We start from the raw sequence: 17,978 nt of genomic DNA on the forward strand, positions 1-17,978 counted from the left end.
CGCCGTCAACCTGCTGACCTTCCCCTGTCCCCCAACCGAGGGAGCGCAGCAACCGAGGGCGGGAGCGAAACGACGGTCATTCTTGGTTCTGAGGATGAAGTCGTTTCAGTCGTTTTCGGCCCCTCAGACAGCCAAAGCTCCAGGTCAGGCGGGGGGACCATGGGCTTGTGTCCCCCCGCCAGCAACGAAGTCGTTTCAGTCGTTTTTGATGGCTCCGAGACGAATTCGACGTCGGTCGGCGAGCTGCCCGAGACGCTTCGTCTGCTCGATCTCGTGGGTACCGACGAAGACCCGTACAAGGAGGGCGGCGCGTGGGCCTACGCCGAGGAACTGGGAGGTCGCGTCTTCTTCATCACGCAGAACGAGCGCTATACGGATGGTCGTGTGCTGCTCGACGAGGCGCAGATCGAGCGGGCCGTCGCGCGCAAGGGCATCACGCGCTGGGCGTGGGTCAAGCACGACAAGGACGTGATCTCCGAGGACGACGTGAAGCGGAACCCGGCGGCCGTGCTGGGCGATCCGAAGGCTGACGGCTATCACGTGGCCGTCGAACGCAAGTCGTTCGCGAGCGTCGGTCAGATCGCCCGTCTGTTCGGGGTGTCGCCGAGCCAGGTCGAAGTCAAGCCTCAGGGGTCCTTCATGGACCTTGTCGAGTATTTGACGCACGAGCATCCGAATCAGCTCGCGAAGGGCAAGCATCACTATGCCGACGAGGAGGTGCACGCGAGCTTCGACTGGCGTCCAGCTCTGGACGACCACAAGCTGGCACGGTCTGCGAAGGCCGGTCAGCGGGCAAGTCTCAAGAAGCGTGACGCGATCCGCGAGGCCGTGATGCTCGGCGAGATGACGCTGAAGCAGGTACGTGAGAACGAGCGCGCGATCTACATCCAGGACCTGGAGAAGCTGCAGAAGCTCCGCCAGGACTTCATGCTGCACCAGCCTGCGCCACGGCATCGGATGAACTACTACATCGGCTCTCCCGCCGGTGCCGTGCGCAAGGGACGGACGGGCAAGACGCAGCTCGCGAAGCTCTTTGCCCGGATGCTCTACCCCGATCTCGAAGCCGACGAGTGCTACCACGTCGCGACGGATGCCCGCGTGCCGCTCCAGAACTACAAGGGGCAGCCGGTGATCATCTGGGACGACTACAGCGTGCCCGGTCTCTTGGCTGCACTCGGCAGCCGGGAAGGCGTGTGGCAGGTCTTCGACGATCACCCGAGCGCGAGCGACGCGAACATCAAGTACGGCTCCGTGCGGCTCGTCCACGCAGTGAACATCATCGCGAAGACGACGCCGTACGCCGAGTACCTCGATGGCCTGGCCGGTGAGTACACCGATGCCAGCGGCAATGTGCACGAGGCCGAGGATCGCAGTCAGTCGTGGGGCCGTTTCCCGGTGGTGTTCGAGGTGACGCCGGACAGCATCGAGATGCTGCTCAATCGCGGCTTCGCAGACGACACCGACGACTTCCTCGCCTACCAGAAGGTCGCCCGGATGAGGGCCAGCATGAAGGCCGTGTGCAGCGGACTCGACGCAATCGAGAGCGATGAGGAGCGCGAGGCCGCGACGTTCCAGGTCGGCGAGGTGCTCCTGCGCCCGATCATCGATCAGCACCGCGCTCTCCAGCCGGTCGCCGATCGTGCGGGTGCGGATGTCGTCGGTGAGTTGCTCGCCGGGATCGAGGTGCTCGACGGCGAGGCGCTGGAGCAGGCGGACGCCGAGCACGCGGCCGAGGTGCACGCCGCGGTGCTCGATGGCGTCGCCGTCGAGGAGGAGCAGCGGCGGCAAGCGCGGCTGGCATCGCAGCGCGAGGAATTGACCAAGGTCAACGAGCATATCGGGCGGCTCCGCGAGGCCGGGTTTTACGAGCTTCCGCAGTCGAGCAGGCGCGAAGTTCTCGACATTATCGAAGGCGGTGCGTCATGAGCGCCGCCGAGACCCGCGACGCCGTGCGTCGCACCCCCTCGCCCGCAGGGAGCGCAAGCGACCGAGGACGAGGGCCAGCGGCGATTGACGACACGAGCGCCAGCGCTGTGTCGGACAATCGCCCTGCTGGCCGAACCCGTCACCATGTCCAGGGAGTCGAGCGCGCAGGCACTGATTCGCCCCCGGCGAATCGTGCCGCGCGGCTCGACGTCAGGCTCACGGCCGCGGAGCGCGAAGCGATCCGTCGGCGGGCCGACCGCCTCGGGACCGCGCCCTCGGCGTGGGTCCGTGCGACGGTACTCGATGCTCTCGATTCCAGGGGCGGGCATGTCGAGGCGATGGAGGCCGCAGCGGCCATGGCGCCCAGTCCCGAGCTGGCGGCAGCGGTCGAGCAGCTGCGCCGGGTCGGGGTGAACTTGAACCAGGTCCTGCGCCGTGGAGGTGCGGTCGATGACCGTCTCCTCGGCGCAGTCCTCGGCGCTGTCGATGAGGTGCGGTCTCGGCTCGGGGACAGGGTGCAGCTGTCATGAGCACGTGTAACGTCCGACCGTCGAAGTCGGCCGCGGACTCGGTGGGATACGCCCTCTACGGCCGTGGGGATGCGGAGCGTGCCGAGCACCTCGCGAACGGTACGAACCGGGCCGCGGAGTTCAGCTGCTCGGTCGGGTCTGCCGAGGATTTCGTCGCCCGTGCCGAGGCGCTGTCGAAGGCTCACGGCCGCAAGGTCGAGTTGTACTCGTACACGCAGAACTTTCCTCCGGACGAGTTCGACGTGAACAGCCCCGACGATGTTCGACGCGTTCACGAGCTGGGGGTGAAGCTGGCGAAGCGGCTGAACTCGGCAGATTACCTCGTTGCGACGCATATTGACTCTGCCGCTGGCCATGCGCACAACCACGTGTACCAGATCAATCACGACCGGCTTACCGGTAAGGCGCTCAAGCGCAACACCTCGTGGAAACGGGGTCTTCGGTGGACAAACGACAAACTCATGAAAGATGAGGGCTGCCGGGTGCTGCCGTCGCCCGAGCGGCCCCCGCTCGACTGGTCTCAGAGGCGTGAGGAGTTCGCAGTCGGAGGTTTTGAGCGCGAACTCGGTGACCGTGTTGCCGACTCGTTGCGCGACCCCCGCTCCGTCTCCCGCGAGGCGTTCACCGACGTGCTTTCGGAGCACGGCGTCACCCTCGCGGAGACGAAGCGGGACGGCCTCACCTACAAGATGCGCAGGTCTGACAACGGGAAGATCGGCAGGCGTAAGGCATCCGGTCTCACTCCTGAATTCACCGCCGAAGGTACACAACAGATTTTCGAGTTTCACAGCAATAGCAAGGAAAGGGAGAAGCAGGACGATGGGTATTTACGAGGATATGAGCAACGAGAGGATCGAGCAGCAGCAGGCCTCGACCTCGCCCGCGCACGACTCGAACTCGCAGAGGCTGAGGCAGGTCGAGGAGCAGGTCGCCGAGCAGGGGGTCGCACTCAAAGAGACCGTGCAGACGCTCACGCGGCTGCGTCTGAACGGGAACGGAGCTTCGGCCGACGCCGAGGTCGTGGAACGGCTCGCAGCGTCTCTGGAGGCTCTGCGAACCGAGGGCGCGACCGAGGTCGCTCGCTCTGAGGCCTTCGCGAATCAACTCGTCGCCGATCTCCGCGGCCGCACGTCCGTGACCCTCGACAGCTCCGAGGTTGCCCGGATCGTCGGCGACGACGTGGCCGAAGCCGTCGCCGAGGCTGTCAAGCCCCGCATCGAGGCGCTGCGTGCCGAGATGGAGAGGACGGCGACCTCGATCCGTGAGGTCATGGCGTCGAACCTCAAGGCGATCGATAAGCGGATGACCCGGGCTGAGGCCGTGCAGGAACGGGTCGTGGGCATGCGGGCCGTGCTGACGCACGCCGGGGCCGCGGTGCTCCCGTTCGCCCTCGTCGCATTCGTCGCGGTGATCGGCGTCCTGTGCGGCTTCGCCGCCGTGCCCACGGTGACCGGTGCCGAGGGCTTCGGCCGGGTCGCGGTGATCGGCGGGTGGATCGTCGCGTTAGGGCTGTTCGTCGGGGTCGTGATCCTCGGCGGGGCGAAGCTTGCGCAGAAGTTCAGGGAGTGGTCGCGGTGACGGCGCAGGGCAAGACTGTACCTCTCGTGCACCTCGGCGCTAAGGCGTCCCCGGAGGATCGGCGCAGTCGTCGGCTCATCGTCATTCGCGACAGCCTCGGCCGCCACTCGGTGCAGCTCAGTCGCCTCGACCCGCTCGCGGTCGGTCAGCGGAGCCTGTTGTTGTCGAAGCACACGCAGAAGCTCAGCCCGGCGCAGATCGAGGCCATGGAGAGTTGCGTCGAGCCCTGGCAGCACGTGACGGTGCCGTTCCGCGGTTCGAAGGTTGAAGTGTTCGCCGTCGTCGGCGACCTCCTGCCTCGCGGCAATGATGGTCACATCGCGGGACGGTTGCGGTCGTCGCCCGAGCACATCGGCCCCGACGTGCTCGTCCGCCAGCGGCTCGCCGTCGAGGTGGGTCGACTCGTTGCCGACCTCCGCGGCCGGGCCAAGGCCGAACGGGTCCGGGTTGAGGGGGACGGCTGGGACGATGATGAGGGCGGATTCGAGACGAGCCTCGGCCTCGAACGGTATCGCCGCGACGAGGCCGACGAGCGGCAGTTCGGCGGCTGAGCCTAGGCTCAGCGCTCGGGACCCCGTTGCAGTGCGCAGCAGGGTCCCGTTCTACTGACGGCACTTGAGTCCAGGAGCATGCCGATCAGCAGCGCGAGCGGGTTGTCGGTGAGCAGGGCGTCGGCGGCGGTGTCTCCGGTGATGCGAAGGGCCATGACATCGAGCGTAACTCGCATCGAAATTGAAATCCCGAAAATCCGGATGGTTGTGACCGGGCGACGGCGTGCAGTGCCGTGTGGCTAGGCAGAGTCCGAAGAAGCGACCTTGCTCCGCCTGTAGAGGAGGCGCGTGATGATGAAGCCGATTCCCCAGCCGACGACGCCGAACCCCACAAATGTGCCAACAAGGGCGAGCACACCGGTACTTGCGTTCAGGTCAAACCAACCGCTGAAGATCAAGCAAGGAATCACAGTCCCGGCCATCACAGCGGTATGCACGATGGTGCGTTTCAGCAATGACCAACGATCGATGTCATAGATCGGGATCGCGGCGATCACGACTCCGACGATGACCCCCACCGTACGCGTGCCGCGCGCCTGGGCAGGATCATCGATCGCGAAAGAGAGAGCCAGCATGATGACCAGCGTCAACACACCTGACAGCAGGAACCGGACAGCTCGCTTCATACACCCAGGATAGGCGATGCAGCAGATGGGCTCGATCACCCCCAAAAGAGGGGAAGCGCAGCCGCCGCGCCAGTATGGAATCAGCTCCCCATGGTCAGCGCACCTGCTGGTCGAGCAGCATGCCCGTCAGCAGGGCAAAGGAGTCATCGGCGAGGAGGGCATCGGCTTCGGCATCGCCGGAGAGGAAAACTGAGCTCATCCGTCCATAGTGGCATGTAACCAGCCAGCAAGCACCTCAGAGATACCATCGGATCATGATCTGCCCCTGTTCTGGAACGCCGCCCGGCGCCGACTATGACAACTGCTGCCGTCCTGCCTTGGACTCAGAGACATGGCCAACAACAGCTGAGGCGCTTATGCGCTCCCGCTACACCGCGTTCGCCCGCGGAAACGAAGACCACCTCTTTCGCACCTGGCACGCCAAGACCCGGCCCGCCGACATCGGACTCGACACCGACACCACGTGGTTGGGCCTGGAAATCCTGGGCACGACAGAAGGATCGGAATCCGACGAAACGGGAACTGTGCACTTCCGAGCAACATGCCGGGACCACCTCGGCGAGCACACCCTTGAGGAGAACTCCTCATTCGTCCGCAGGGGCGGCCGGTGGGTCTACCTGGATGCTCTCGACTGATCGACCTTCGCAATCGGCGCAGGGGAGAGCCCCCTCGGCCGAAGCTGTCACGGTGATCCACTGAGCGAGTCTCGTACTGGAGGGAGACTTGGGTGCTCAGGATCGAACGTTCATGACCGGGCTATCTGGTCTCTATCCCCTCGAAGCGCAAGACACTGGTCGTGATTCTGGTGGAGATTCTCACAGCGTTCGAGATCGGCCGGATCTATGGCGAGAGGGACGTCAACACAAGCCTGAGTGCAGCGGGAGCCACGTCCAAAAAACGGCAGTCTTCGAAACGTTTCTGCACTGAGTCACCGACCGCGTATCCTTGAAGCTCGGGAAAACAACGGGCATTCACAAGGAGTCTTCATGGGCCAGGCATACCACGCCGATTCGAACGATCTCAATGACAAAGAGATCCTCACGTGGGACACATTCGGCACGTCGGCCAGGGACATGGCGCAGACCATCGCCGACTCCGACTACGACCCCGAGATCGTCATCGCAATCGCCCGCGGCGGCCTGCTGCCTGCCGGTGCACTGGCCTACGCGCTCGGCCTCAAACTCTCCGACGCCATCAATGTCGAGTTCTACACCGATGTCCATGAGACTCTGCCCGACCCGATCCTCCTGGCACCGATGCTCGACATCGAAGCCATCAGAGGCAAGAAACTGCTCGTCGTCGACGATGTCGCAGACTCGGGCCGCACCCTCGCCCTGGTCCTCGAGCTGCTCAAGAAGCACGGCGCCGAAGCCCAGTCCGCAGTGATCTACGCAAAGTCAGCCTCCATCATCGACCCGGACTTCGTGTGGAAGCGCACCGATCAGTGGATCGTCTTCCCCTGGTCGGCAGAGCCCCCGGTCGTCGCCTCCAAATAGGCGGCAGTCCATGTTGAACGCCTGGCGGGATGTCGATGCGCCGTGCGGTCGGGTCAGAGCCTACGTCGACGGCAAAGTGATCCGAGCTCGGGGCATCCGCTATGCCCGCGCGCAGCGTTTCTCCCGTCCCGTCGATGAGCCTCCCGTTGACATCATCGACGGCAGACATCCCAGCCCCGGAAGTCCGCAGCACCGACGCGACCCGAACGCGGGGATGACCTTTGATCAGCTTGGGGGCCTGCCCACCAGCGAAGACTGCCTGCGGGTGAGCGTGACATCTCCCGCGAACACGGGCGACGACGTTTCGGCACTGCCTGTGCTCGTGTGGATCCACGGCGGTGCCTACGTCGCTGGCGCAGGTGACGCGGCAATCTACGATCCGCACACCCTCGTCGAGGAACAGAACATCATCGTCGTCTCGGTCACCTACCGCCTCGGCGTTCTGGGTTTCTTGGGAACAGGTAAGCCCGAACATGCCAACCTCGGCCTCCTCGACCAGATTTCGGCACTGCGGTGGGTCCAGCGCAACATCGCAGCATTCGGGGGAGACCCGCACAATGTCACGATCGCGGGGCAGAGCGCCGGTGCTGACGCCTGCGCTCACCTCATGATCGCCGAGGCGACCGATAGCCTCTTCCGCCGCGTGATCCTGGCGTCGGCGCCACTGGGACTCGCCGGTGGCACCGAACCGATGAATTGGGCCATGGCGAAGGTCGCCGAGAAGATCGACCCCGAGGCCAGCGTCGACGATATCCTCGCCGCACAGGACGAAGTGCACAAGGCTGCATTGGTCGGCGGACTGCACGCTGGCATGTGCTTCGGCGTCCACTACGGCGCCTATCCGTTGCCGGCGAAATCCGACGCCGCTGCCGCATGGTCAGAAGCCGCACGCAAATACGATGTGCTCATGACCCGCACGGAACGCGAGATCGCCTTCTTCGCCGGTTTCGTCCCCGCCTTCCGGCGTCTGCACGACCGCCACCTGACCTCCCCGATGCTCGAATCGCTGATCTCAGGCATCACCTCGGCGGTCTACACTCGTGCGGCTAAAGAATTCTACGATCGGCACCGCATGTCTGGAGGTCAAGGCACACGCCTCCTCATCGTCTCTCGCGGCGACGGCAGCTTCTTCGACGCCGCGCACTCCGGGGACCTTCCTCTGCTGTTCCCTGGCAACATCTGGCACGACAGCTTCCTCGACTACGGCCAATCGGCACAGATCGCGGGTCCAGAGCTGCGCAATATTTGGGGACGTTTCGCGACCTCGGGCGCATTGCCGCGGGTTTCCGTGCCCGGGCTCATCGACATCCTCGGCTGATCTTGCGGCAGTGAGACGCCGGTTCGCGTCAGTGCCGTGGACTATCGTTGGCTCATGGACTCACACCAGGTCTCAGCCGCCCGCTTGATCTCCCAGGGACTCATCGATTCGCCGCGATCGGAAACAGCCACGGCCCAGTCGGTCGCCCGACATCTCGGGTGTGTCCAGGCTCAGGCGTTGGGTGGTGCACTGGTCTCGATCGCGCTGCGCACTGGATCCTCGGTCGCTGCCGTCCGTGAGGCGATGGACTCTGGGAACATCATCCGAACGTGGACGCAGCGAGGCACGATTCACCTGGCCACGGCTGAGGACCTGGGCTGGATCCTCGGGCTGACCGGACAACGGACCTTGAAATCTGTGGCGAAGCGGCGTGAGTCCTTCGGCATCGACGATGCGATGGTCGACGATGCCGCACAACTGGCCGAAGAAGCGATCCGCGACCGTGGGCCCCTGACCCGCCAAGAACTGCTCGATGCCTTCGAACCTCTGCAGGCGGGCAAGGAATACGGGCACGAACGCTACCTCATCACCACCCTGGCGCTGCGCAACATCATCGTTCAGGGACCGATGGTCGAAGGCAAAGATGATATGAAATACGTCCTCACCGCAGACTGGATCCCGAACCCTGTCGAACTCGACGCCGAGGCCGCCGTGCACGAATGGATGCGACGCTACGTCCTCAGCCACGGGCCCGTGACCATCGACGACGCCGCACGGTGGACGGGACTGCCCAAAACACCCGTGCGCACAGCCATAGCCGCAGCGGTAGCCGAAGGCGAGGTCGTCGAGGTCAGCATCGACGGCCGTGAGCACTTTCAAGCACCCGAGTTGGCAGACCAGCTGCACGAGAGCCGCTCACGGGCGAATGAACTCCTCCTGCTGCCTGGATTCGATGAGATCATCCTCGGCTACAAGGATCGCAGCGCCACCTTGGACCCGGCGCACGAGAAGCTCGTCGTCCCCGGTGGCAACGGCATGTTCAAGAACACCCTCATCGACGGCACAAAGGCTCAGGCAACGTGGAAGCGTTCACCGCGCAAGACCGGACCACGCCTGATCATCGAACCCTTCGGCGGTGATGGCGTCGACCGTGACCGCGCCGAGGCTGCTGCCGCCTCTCACCCCGCCTTCGCCTGAGGCTGCGATGAAGGTCGGAATCCTCGTCAACCCCAAACATGCACAAACCATGCGCGCCTATGCCTGCCTCGTCGAGATCCTCAAACGGGAACGGATCACGTATCGCAGCGCCACAACGACGCGGCAATGGCCGGGGGCCGAACAGTCGAAGCAGATGCTCGACTGGGGCGCAGATCTGATCGTCGTGCTCGGAGGCGATGGCACGCTGCGCGCCAGCGCTCCGATCTTGGCTGCTGCCGAGGTGCCAGTGGCAATCATTCCGACCGGCACCGCGAATGTCCTGTCCAGGCACATCGGAATCCGCTCGGCTGAGCACGCACTCGGCTTGGTCGAGTCTCATCTGGGGTCCATCCCACTGCGCAGTTGCGAAGTTCCCGTCAACGAGGCCCACTGCCTCACCGCTGATGGTCCGCGATGTGAACAATTCCTATCCATGGCCGGGATCGGAGGAGATGCGAGAGCCATCGCAGGGCGAGCCGGTCTGCCGGGTTTCCTCGGGTATGCCTGGGGCGCTGCCCGCGCGCTGTTCGCACCACTTATCAACGTCGAGATCGCAGGGCCGCAGCTCGAGGCCCCGACTCGGGTGTGGTCGGTGATGGCGTCGAAGACGGCTCGACCTGCAGGTCCGATTCCGGTGTTCGACCACGCCGAGGTGAGCGCAGGAGAACTCGAGTTCCTGGCCGTCGCCCTCACCACGACGAAACCCCGCCAGCGCCTCGTCGATTGGGCGCGGGTGGGGTGGGACTGTGTGAACAGGCGCCCGGCAACGAACCCCTCACTGCACTATTGGCGAGGGACTGAACTCAGCATCAGTCTCGATGGTCCCGCACCGGTCCAACTCGACGGCGACCTCATCGGTGATTGCCGCCGGCTGGACCTGCGGGCCGGAACCAGTTCGCTGAGAGTCCTAGCGCCGGGCCGGCGTGGACTCGTACTCAAATAGCGCTGCTTCCTCTGGGCACACGAACGTGTCGGAGATGACTCCAACTGCGCGAACCCGGAACTTTACACGGTCGCTTTGAGGCTGTGCAGGAATTCTTCGTGGATCCGCATATCCGTCCCGAGCTCCGGATGGAAACTACCGCCCCAAATATTTCCCTGCCGCACCAGCACCGGTACCTCAGCGTAATCGGCGAGCACCTGGACATCAGTGCCGAGATTCAAAATCTGTGGGGCTCGAATGAATGTCGCTTCGAATGCGCCGTCGAGCCCGGTGACCTGCACAGGTGCACAGAACGATTCCCGTTGCCTGCCGTAGGCATTGCGGGCCACCGTGACATCAAGTCCGCCGAGGCGATCGAAGCCATCCAGCGAATCGTCCGTGAGCCGATTGGCCAGAAGAATGAGTCCCGCGCACGTGCCGAAGACCGGCAGACCAGCACTGATCTTCTCCTCGAGTGCGGGGAAGAGCCCAGTGGTGGCAGCGATGCGCACCATGGCCGATGACTCGCCACCGGGCAGAATGATCGAATCGATGCTCTCGAGGTGCTCCGGTCTGGTGACTTTGCGGGAGGCCACCCCCAGGGAGTCGAGCACGCCGAGGTGCTCTCGGAAGGCTCCCTGGAGGCTGAGGACGCCGACAATCACCAGCCGCGCTCCGCCAGGCGGTGGGGTGCTGGAACGTCTGCGACGTTGATGCCGACCATCGCATCGCCGAGTCCACGGGAGGCTTTCGCCACTGCGATCGGATCATCGAAGTGAGTGGTCGCCTCGACGATGGCTTTGGCGCGAGCCTCGGGGTTGCCGGACTTGAAGATGCCGGAGCCGACGAAGACGCCGTCGGCGCCCAACTGCATCATCATCGCAGCATCGGCCGGAGTGGCGATGCCGCCGGCGACGAAGGTCACGACGGGCAGTCGCCCCAGTCCGGCGACCTGCTTGATCAGGTGGTATGGGGCCGCGTGCTCCTTGGCCGCGACGTAGAGCTCATCCTCGCTTTTAGCACCCAGTGCTCTGATCTCGGAGTTGATGGTCCGCAGGTGGCGCATCGCCTCGGAGACGTCGCCGGTGCCTGCCTCACCCTTCGAGCGGATCATCGACGCGCCCTCTGTGATGCGCCGCAGTGCCTCGCCGAGGTTGGTCGCACCGCAGACGAAGGGCACCTTGAAGACGGACTTGTCGATGTGATTGACGAAGTCTGCGGGGGAGAGGACCTCTGATTCGTCGATGTAGTCCACACCGAGAGTCTCGAGGATCTGAGCCTCGACGAAGTGCCCGATTCGGGCTTTGGCCATGACCGGAATCGATACGGCAGCGGTAATACCGTCGATGAGGTCGGGGTCGCTCATCCGGGCCACTCCGCCCTGAGCGCGGATGTCGGCGGGCACGCGTTCGAGCGCCATGACCGCCGAGGCGCCTGCAGCCTCCGCGATGCGTGCCTGCTCCTCGTTGACGACGTCCATGATGACGCCGCCCTTGAGCATCTGGGCCAGGCCGGTGTTGAGCAGGGTCTGTGTCTGTGTCATTGTCGTACTTTCCGTTCGTGGTGAGCCCGATGTGAGCAAGCATGGTGAGCCCGATGGGCCGGGCGAATTGATCGGTGAGAACGGCCGTTCACCACAAGACTAGATCCACGGGTGGCTCAACAAGAGTGCCAGAAAACATGAAAAGTTTTAGGCCAGTATGATCGGGGCATGTCTCCTGCTCAACCGACGCGTCCCACTGTTGCCCAGTCGGAAACGCTTCTGCTCCGAGCCGACGGAATTGCGCTGCCCATCGACATCGATCGGGACGTCTCGACGTCGCTGCCTGATCAGCTTGTGGCCGAGATCAGGCGACTCATCGCCGCCGGGGCGGTTCGTCCCGGCGAACCGGTGCCTGCCAGCAGGCGTCTGGCCGCCTACCTCGATGTCTCTCGTGGGACCGTCGAAACCGCTTACGCCCAACTCGTCGTCGAAGGCTTCCTCGTCACAGCCGAACGCTCCGCGACACGGGTGAACCCGGAGCTGCCGAGCACGCCGCGCACACGCAACCCACGGATGCGCTCACCGCAGGTCCCACGACGCAGGCTGCGCAGCTTCGTCGACCTGCGTCCCGGCTTCGGCGGCGACAACCCACTGCAGGAGCCCGCATTCCGCAGGGCGTGGCGTGATTCGCTCGACATCGATCCTGGTCCGATCGATCCGCTCGGCCAGCCGCAGGCCAGATGGGCGATCGCCGACCACCTGCGCCTGACGCGGGGGATGAACGTCGACCCTGATGACATCATCCTCACCAGCGGGTCCCGTGATGGGCTTCGTCTGCTCCTCACGACGGGAGTTGAGGGTGCGATCGGCGTCGAGAACCCCGGGTTTCCGGGTCTGCGTCAGGCCATGTCCGACCGCGATCTCCGGCCCATCGACACGACACACCTGGCCGATGGCACTCCTGACCACCTCGGCGCGGTAGTCGTCACCCCCAACCATCAGTTCCCGCACGGAACCACCATGCCCATCGACCGGCGCGTCAAACTTCTGGAATGGGCGCAGGCGACCGGCGTCATCGTCATCGAAGACGACTACGACAGTGAAGCCCGCTACACCCGCACCGTCGTGCCCACCCTCTACGATCTCGCGGAGTCCACAGACACTTCGGCCCAGGTGGTTCACATCGGCACCTTCTCGACCTTGCTGACCTCGGCCGTATCCACCGGGTACATCATTGCCCACGGGGACATCGGCCACCGTTTGAGCAGCATGCGCACCGCTCTGGGCCCGGCCTTCTCACCGGTCATGCAGACAGCGATCGCGTCCTATCTGAGCTCGGGAGGATTGCGGCGGCGCATCTCGCGTGGGCGGCGCAGACTCAGAGCTGCCGAGGTGGTCGTGGCCGAAGTGGGGGCGATCCCCGGTCTCGTCCACGAAGGTCGGACCCTCGTCATCGAGACGCGAGCGACCACTGCGGCACGGCTTCGCACCGATCTGGCAGAGCGAGGGATACTCGTGGCTTCGCTGGCGGCCGGATGGAGTGCGGACAGCGACGTCAGACACGGTATCGTCATCGCCCACTCGAACGTGGAAGCCGCCGTGCTGCACCAGGCGTTGGAGACGGTGCAGTCTTTGTTGAGCGAGCGTGGCCAGAGATGATCAGGCAGGAGCGGTTGAGTAGGATCGGAGAATGATGAAATTCGGGTTCGTCGCCGATGGCGTTGCCAAGCTGCTCATCGCAGTCGCTCTCTGCGCATTTCTTCCCGCAGTCGAGTCATTCCTGCTCGCACCCAGGTGGCTGGCGATCACGGCGACCGTCCTGCTCTTCCTCAGCGCCGCCACGGAGATCTCCTATGGTGTCCGCAAAGGGGAGAAGCGCTATGTGAAGTACCTTGCGATCTTCGACTCGCTCTGGGTGGTCTCGACGATCATCGCCGTGATCTTCGCCCTCGTCGGCAGCCCGGCGTCAGGCTTCATCTGGTTCGGCTTCACTGGGCTCGGCTCGCTGGCCATCGCCATCGTATTCACCACTGGAGCCAATGGCCCCGACTTCGCCGAAGACGAGAGTTCTGACGGGACTTCAGTATCGACCGACTGAACACACCTGGCGGCTGAACACAGTGAGTAGCTGAACCGGACTTAACCTCAGCGGTTGAACGCGATGGCGGCGTGATAGCCCGCAGGCAGTCCGGACTCCAGGTCGAAGATCTCGACGTCGGGGTGCGGAGAGTTGGGTGAGGCAGCGGCGCCGATGTAGTCCATACCTGGGTCGCGTGCCAGGCCCGTGCTGAGAGCTTTGAGGAAAGCTTCCTTCCGTGCCCAGACACGGACGAAGTCGGTCGCCAGCTCGGATTTCGGGACCTGTTTGAGTTCGGACTGTTCTTTCGGGTGAAGCAGCGACATCGCCTCGGCTGCGACCGCGTGTTCGGGCACAGCTTCGAGGTCGATTCCGATGGGATCGTCGGCGACAGCCACGAGGACTAAGCGCCTGGCTCGCGTGACGGAGAACTCGCATTCCTCGACTCGTGGTTTGCCGGCCGAGTCGAGACGGATATCAATGTCTGCTGGGTCGCGGTCAAGGTGCGTGCCGAGGACGTGGCGAAGAATTACCCGCCCTGCAGCCCAGGTGGCTGCGGCATCGGGTTCGAATTCACTCGCATAGTTCATCTCCTGCTTCGTCAGCGAGGAGAGATCGATGCGTGCCCATTCGGCCTCAGCGTCAGTGTCGGCGAGGACGATGGTGGAATCGAGCTGGGTCGGCAGGAGCGTGAAACCGGGGTGGGACTCCATGTATCAGCGGCCCAGAGCCTTCGTGATCTTCTTGAGCTTGCGATTGAGCACGAAGATCCGCACGGATCCGATGATGCCGGCGATGAAGATGCCGCCGATCGCGGCGAAGAGCATGGCAACGCCCAGCGGCAGCTGGAACTGCCAGCCGAAGTACTGGAAGTCGGCGGGGACGTTGTTCTGCAGAATGAAGATGAGCAGGAGCACGACGATGGCGGCGCCGAGGATGAGGGAGACCCACATTCCCGCCGACATGCCCGAGCCACCCTTGAGCTGAGACAGGTCGGCATTCTTGCCTGCAGGAGTCGGTTCCTGGCGCTGCGCCGGTTCCGTCTGCTGTGTCGGATCAACCTGCTGTGTCGGTGCGACCTCGCGGGTGTTCCCGGTTGCCGGATCCTCGTCGCCGAGCACGGACTGTGTCTCGGCTAGCAGCTCTTCGGGCGTCTGAGATTCGCCACGGGGGTCTTGAGTACTCATGCGCCCATCATAGTCGCTGATGGGCGCATGAGTCAGGTGATGCGGCGTCTGACCTGAAGAAGTGAGATCAGATGCGTGTGTCGCTCAGATCAGACCTTCGCGCTCAGCGAGGAGATGATCTCGTTGAGTGTTGCCGAGGGACGCATGGCCGAGTCGAGCTTCGCCTCGTCCGGGTAGTAATAGCCACCCAGGTCGACCGGGCTGCCCTGCACCTCGAGAAGTTCGGCCGAGATCTTCTCGGCGTTGGTCTCGAGTGCTTCAGCGACAGGCTTGATGGCCTCGGCCAGTGGTTCGTCAGTGGTCTGCTTGGCCAGGTTCTGTGCCCAGTAGAGGGTGAGGTAGAAGTGGCTGCCACGGTTGTCGATCTCGCCGACCTTGCGTGACGGCGACTTGTTCTCTTCGAGGAATGTGCCGGTCGCAGCATCGAGCGTGTCGGCAAGCACACCGGCACGGGCATTGCCGTGGACGTTGAACTCGTGACGGAACGATTCGGCCAGGGCGAGGAACTCACCGAGGGAATCCCAGCGGAGGTGGTTCTCCTCGACCAGCTGCTGGACGTGCTTCGGGGCCGAACCGCCGGCACCCGTCTCGAAGAGGCCGCCACCGGCGATGAGCGGAACCACAGAGAGCATCTTCGCCGAGGTGCCCAGTTCCAGGATCGGGAACAGGTCGGTGTTGTAGTCACGTAGGACGTTGCCGGTCACCGAGATGGTGTCCTTGCCCTCACGGATGCGATCGATCGAGAACTGGGTCGCTTCGACCGGGTTCATGATGCGGATGTCGAGACCCTCGGTGTCGTGATCGCCGAGGTACTCTTCGACCTTGGCACGCAGGTTGCGGTCATGGGCACGGGTCTCGTCGAGCCAGAACACGGCCGGAGTCTCGGAGAGGCGGGCGCGGGTGACGGCCAGCTTGACCCAGTCGCGGACCGGGACGTCCTTGGTCTGGCAGGCACGCCAGATGTCACCGGCGGCGACATCATGGGACAGAATGACCTCACCGGCGGAGTTGACGACCTCGACGACGCCGTCCTGGGCGATTTCGAAGGTCTTGTCGTGGCTGCCGTACTCTTCGGCCTTCTGGGCCATGAGTCCGACGTTGGGAACGGTGCCCATCGTGGTCGGGTCGAAGGCACCGTTGGCACGGCAGTCCTCGATCACAGCCTGGTAGACACCGGCGTAGGAGGAGTCTGGGATGACGGCCAGGGCGTCCTGGGTCGCATCGTCCTTGTTCCACATCTTGCCGCCCACGCGGATCATCGCGGGCATTGAGGCGTCGACGATGACATCGGAGGGCACGTGCAGGTTGGTGATTCCCTTATCGGAGTTCACCATCGCCAGGGAGGGACCTTCGGCCATGCCCTTGTCGATGCCTGCCTTGACGCCTTCAGCGACATCGGCTGGAAGTGCGTCGAGCCCGCCGAGGATGGCGGCCAGTCCGTTGTCGGAGGTCAGGCCCGCCTCGGCGAGGGCAACACCGTATTCGGCGTAGACCTCGGGGAAGAACGCCTCGATGACGTGTCCGAAGAGGATCGGGTCGGAGACCTTCATCATGGTGGCCTTGAGGTGGACGGAGAACAGGATGCCCTCGTCCTTGGCCCTTGCGATCTGAGCCCTGAGGAACTTGTGGAGTTCGGCCACATCCATCTTGGTGGCGTCGATGATTTCGTCAGCGAGGACAGGCAGCGATTCCTTGAGCACAACGGTCTCGCCCGAGGCAGGACGCAGGCGGATGGCCAGGGTGTCATCGGCCGGGATGACAACGGACTTCTCATTGTCACGGAAGTCACCCGAAGCCATGGTGGCGACATTGGTCTTCGAGTCAGAGGACCAGTCACCCATCGAGTGAGGGTGGGCCTTCGCGAAGTTCTTCACAGCCTGTGGGGCGCGACGGTCGGAGTTGCCCTCACGCAGGACCGGATTGACTGCTGAACCTTTGACCTTGTCATAGCGGGCCTTGGCATCGCGCTCATCATCGGTCGATGGCTCGTCCGGGTAGGCGGGCAGTTCGTAGCCCTGCGACTGGAGCTCGGCGATGGTGGCCTTGAGCTGGGGGACGGAAGCCGAGATGTTGGGCAGTTTGATGATGTTGGCTTCAGGGGTTTTGGCCAGATCGCCCAGTTCTGACAGAGAATCAGGGACCTGCTGGTCCTCGGGGAGGCGATCGGTGAACTGCGTCAGCACACGCGCGGCGAGGGAGATGTCGCGGGTCTCGACCTTGACACCCGCCGAGGTGGCGAATGCTTCGATGATCGGCTTGAGCGAGTACGTCGCCAGAAGCGGTGCTTCATCGGTGCGCGTATAAATGATTTTGGCCATGGTGATGGACTACTCCACATCGTCTCGGGGTTTGACCTCACCATCCTACCGTTGACCGTCAGCGGCGCAGCTTCCCGGTAGGGTTCTGTCTCGTCACGAACAACAAGAGAATCATTACGAACGACAAAGAGAGGATGACGGTGGCCAAGCTCTACTTCCGTTATGGGGCGATGAATTCCGGAAAGTCGACCGCTCTCCTGCAGGCCGCCTTCAACTACGAGGAGCGCGGCCAGCGAGTGCTGCTGGCCAAACCTCACATCGACACGAAGGGCGCCGGTGAGATCGTCTCTCGTCTTGGCGTGACCCGGGAAGTCGACTTCCTCATCCCCGCTGGCTCCGACGTCGAGACAATCTACGGCGAGCACGCGGACTACGTCGATCATGATGCTCTGCTCGAATCCATCGACACCCCCAAAGCACGAGTGGCCTGCCTGCTCATCGACGAGGCCCAGTTCCTCGAACCGCTCCAGGTCGATTCGCTCATGCGCATCGCCACCAACGCCTCGGTGCCGGTGATGTGCTATGGCATCCGCACCGATTTCCGCACCAAGGCCTTCCCCGGTTCGGGCCGACTGCTTGAGATTGCTCACACTCTGGAGGAACTCAAGACGATCTGTCGCTGCGGCCGCAAAGCGATGTTCAACGGCCGCCTCGTCGATGGCCAGTTCATCTTCGACGGTGACCAGGTCGCCATCGACGGCAACGCGGTGACCTACGAATCATTGTGTCCACGCTGTTATCTCGAGTACTCGGGCGGTAGGCTCAGTGCGGTGGTCTCCTGACCGTCGAACTGCCCTCCTGACCTCGAACATCACATCTGATCTCGACA

At 63.8% G+C, this 17,978-nt stretch carries 20 protein-coding genes and 2 pseudogenes; 14 read left to right on the plus strand and 8 right to left on the minus strand.

Translation table 11 applies throughout. From position 1 onward, the window contains the following. Nucleotides 1–159: 159 nt before the first annotated feature. The 5 genes from BANT918_RS11115 to BANT918_RS11135 are packed head-to-tail and all read left to right on the plus strand — an operon-like array spanning nt 160 to nt 4,585. Nucleotides 160–1,926 (plus strand): Rep family protein, encoded by a 1,767-nt coding sequence (locus BANT918_RS11115; protein ID WP_096177392.1) that lies wholly within the window; start codon nt 160–162, stop codon nt 1,924–1,926. Next, the gene (locus BANT918_RS17555) at nt 1,923–2,456 is read left to right on the plus strand and encodes a plasmid mobilization protein (RefSeq protein ID WP_205677238.1); all 534 of its coding nucleotides are present in this window, start codon (nt 1,923–1,925) and stop codon (nt 2,454–2,456) included. Before BANT918_RS11115 ends, BANT918_RS17555 begins: the two co-directional genes overlap by 4 nt. Continuing rightward, the gene (locus tag BANT918_RS11125; RefSeq protein WP_096177391.1) at nt 2,453–3,544 is read left to right on the plus strand and encodes a relaxase/mobilization nuclease domain-containing protein; all 1,092 of its coding nucleotides are present in this window, start codon (nt 2,453–2,455) and stop codon (nt 3,542–3,544) included. Before BANT918_RS17555 ends, BANT918_RS11125 begins: the two co-directional genes overlap by 4 nt. Beyond that, nucleotides 3,477–4,034: a hypothetical protein gene (locus tag BANT918_RS11130; RefSeq protein ID WP_096177390.1), complete on the plus strand. Its 558-nt coding sequence runs from the start codon at nt 3,477–3,479 to the stop codon at nt 4,032–4,034. The genes BANT918_RS11125 and BANT918_RS11130 overlap by 68 nt, the downstream gene beginning before the upstream one ends. Continuing rightward, nucleotides 4,031–4,585 (plus strand): hypothetical protein, encoded by a 555-nt coding sequence (locus BANT918_RS11135; RefSeq protein WP_133067128.1) that lies wholly within the window; start codon nt 4,031–4,033, stop codon nt 4,583–4,585. Before BANT918_RS11130 ends, BANT918_RS11135 begins: the two co-directional genes overlap by 4 nt. Before the next feature lie 47 nt (nt 4,586–4,632). Here the strand turns inward: BANT918_RS11135 and BANT918_RS11140 are convergent. The 3 genes and pseudogenes from BANT918_RS11140 to BANT918_RS11150 form a co-directional block, all read right to left on the minus strand. Beyond that, nucleotides 4,633–4,740 (minus strand): annotated as a pseudogene (locus BANT918_RS11140) (Fe-S cluster assembly protein HesB); the annotation flags it as partial. Between the two features lie 84 nt (nt 4,741–4,824). After that, nucleotides 4,825–5,211, minus strand: coding sequence for a DUF3021 family protein (locus BANT918_RS11145; protein WP_096177388.1), 387 nt, complete (start codon nt 5,209–5,211; stop codon nt 4,825–4,827). A gap of 100 nt (nt 5,212–5,311) precedes the next feature. Continuing rightward, nucleotides 5,312–5,410: pseudogene (locus tag BANT918_RS11150) on the minus strand (Fe-S cluster assembly protein HesB); the annotation flags it as partial. Between the two features lie 55 nt (nt 5,411–5,465). Here BANT918_RS11150 and BANT918_RS11155 point away from each other — a divergent pair. From BANT918_RS11155 to BANT918_RS11180, 6 genes are all read left to right on the plus strand, one after another. Then, on the plus strand, nt 5,466–5,846 hold the full coding sequence (locus BANT918_RS11155; protein WP_101620303.1) for a YchJ family protein: 381 nt from the start codon (nt 5,466–5,468) through the stop codon (nt 5,844–5,846). A gap of 134 nt (nt 5,847–5,980) precedes the next feature. After that, nucleotides 5,981–6,160 carry a DUF2087 domain-containing protein gene (locus BANT918_RS11160; protein WP_267892104.1) on the plus strand — a complete coding sequence of 60 codons (180 nt, stop codon included), beginning with the start codon at nt 5,981–5,983 and terminating at the stop codon, nt 6,158–6,160. Nucleotides 6,161–6,197: 37 nt separating this feature from the next. Beyond that, entirely contained in the window at nt 6,198–6,707 is a 510-nt protein-coding gene (locus tag BANT918_RS11165) for a phosphoribosyltransferase (RefSeq protein WP_101620305.1), read from the plus strand. 10 nt (nt 6,708–6,717) lie between these two features. After that, nucleotides 6,718–8,025: a carboxylesterase family protein gene (locus BANT918_RS11170; protein ID WP_233430454.1), complete on the plus strand. Its 1,308-nt coding sequence runs from the start codon at nt 6,718–6,720 to the stop codon at nt 8,023–8,025. 54 nt (nt 8,026–8,079) lie between these two features. Continuing rightward, complete coding sequence (locus BANT918_RS11175; protein WP_101620306.1) at nt 8,080–9,162, plus strand: winged helix DNA-binding domain-containing protein; 1,083 nt, start codon at nt 8,080–8,082, stop codon at nt 9,160–9,162. Between the two features lie 7 nt (nt 9,163–9,169). Beyond that, the gene (locus BANT918_RS11180; protein ID WP_167389451.1) at nt 9,170–10,105 is read left to right on the plus strand and encodes a diacylglycerol/lipid kinase family protein; all 936 of its coding nucleotides are present in this window, start codon (nt 9,170–9,172) and stop codon (nt 10,103–10,105) included. Nucleotides 10,106–10,167: 62 nt separating this feature from the next. Here the strand turns inward: BANT918_RS11180 and pdxT are convergent, their stop codons facing one another. Continuing rightward, nucleotides 10,168–10,749, minus strand: coding sequence for a pyridoxal 5'-phosphate synthase glutaminase subunit PdxT (pdxT, locus tag BANT918_RS11185; protein ID WP_101620308.1), 582 nt, complete (start codon nt 10,747–10,749; stop codon nt 10,168–10,170). Further along, entirely contained in the window at nt 10,746–11,627 is an 882-nt protein-coding gene (gene pdxS / locus BANT918_RS11190; RefSeq protein WP_101620309.1) for a pyridoxal 5'-phosphate synthase lyase subunit PdxS, read from the minus strand. Before pdxS ends, pdxT begins: the two co-directional genes overlap by 4 nt. A gap of 168 nt (nt 11,628–11,795) precedes the next feature. Here pdxS and BANT918_RS11195 point away from each other — a divergent pair, with 168 nt between their 5' ends. Beyond that, the gene (locus BANT918_RS11195; RefSeq protein WP_101620310.1) at nt 11,796–13,226 is read left to right on the plus strand and encodes a PLP-dependent aminotransferase family protein; all 1,431 of its coding nucleotides are present in this window, start codon (nt 11,796–11,798) and stop codon (nt 13,224–13,226) included. Nucleotides 13,227–13,257: 31 nt separating this feature from the next. Then, nucleotides 13,258–13,665 carry a hypothetical protein gene (locus tag BANT918_RS11200; RefSeq protein WP_101620311.1) on the plus strand — a complete coding sequence of 136 codons (408 nt, stop codon included), beginning with the start codon at nt 13,258–13,260 and terminating at the stop codon, nt 13,663–13,665. A 47-nt stretch (nt 13,666–13,712) separates the two neighbouring features. Here the strand turns inward: BANT918_RS11200 and BANT918_RS11205 are convergent, their stop codons facing one another. The 3 genes from BANT918_RS11205 to BANT918_RS11215 all read right to left on the minus strand — a co-directional run bounded on the left by BANT918_RS11205 (nt 13,713) and on the right by BANT918_RS11215 (nt 17,149). Further along, nucleotides 13,713–14,357 (minus strand): 4'-phosphopantetheinyl transferase family protein, encoded by a 645-nt coding sequence (locus BANT918_RS11205; protein ID WP_101620312.1) that lies wholly within the window; start codon nt 14,355–14,357, stop codon nt 13,713–13,715. 3 nt (nt 14,358–14,360) lie between these two features. After that, a complete protein-coding gene (locus BANT918_RS11210) occupies nt 14,361–14,831 on the minus strand; it encodes a LapA family protein (protein ID WP_101620313.1) in 471 nt (156 codons plus the stop codon). A gap of 89 nt (nt 14,832–14,920) precedes the next feature. Beyond that, on the minus strand, nt 14,921–17,149 hold the full coding sequence (locus BANT918_RS11215; RefSeq protein WP_101620314.1) for an NADP-dependent isocitrate dehydrogenase: 2,229 nt from the start codon (nt 17,147–17,149) through the stop codon (nt 14,921–14,923). A 140-nt stretch (nt 17,150–17,289) separates the two neighbouring features. On the opposite strand from BANT918_RS11215, the gene BANT918_RS11220 reads away from it, so the two are divergent. Then, the gene (locus tag BANT918_RS11220) at nt 17,290–17,931 is read left to right on the plus strand and encodes a thymidine kinase (RefSeq protein ID WP_101620463.1); all 642 of its coding nucleotides are present in this window, start codon (nt 17,290–17,292) and stop codon (nt 17,929–17,931) included. Nucleotides 17,932–17,978: the final 47 nt, after the last annotated feature.

Origin of the sequence: Brevibacterium antiquum CNRZ 918, from assembly GCF_900169145.1 — a bacterium.
Lineage (GTDB): Bacteria > Actinomycetota > Actinomycetes > Actinomycetales > Brevibacteriaceae > Brevibacterium > Brevibacterium koreense.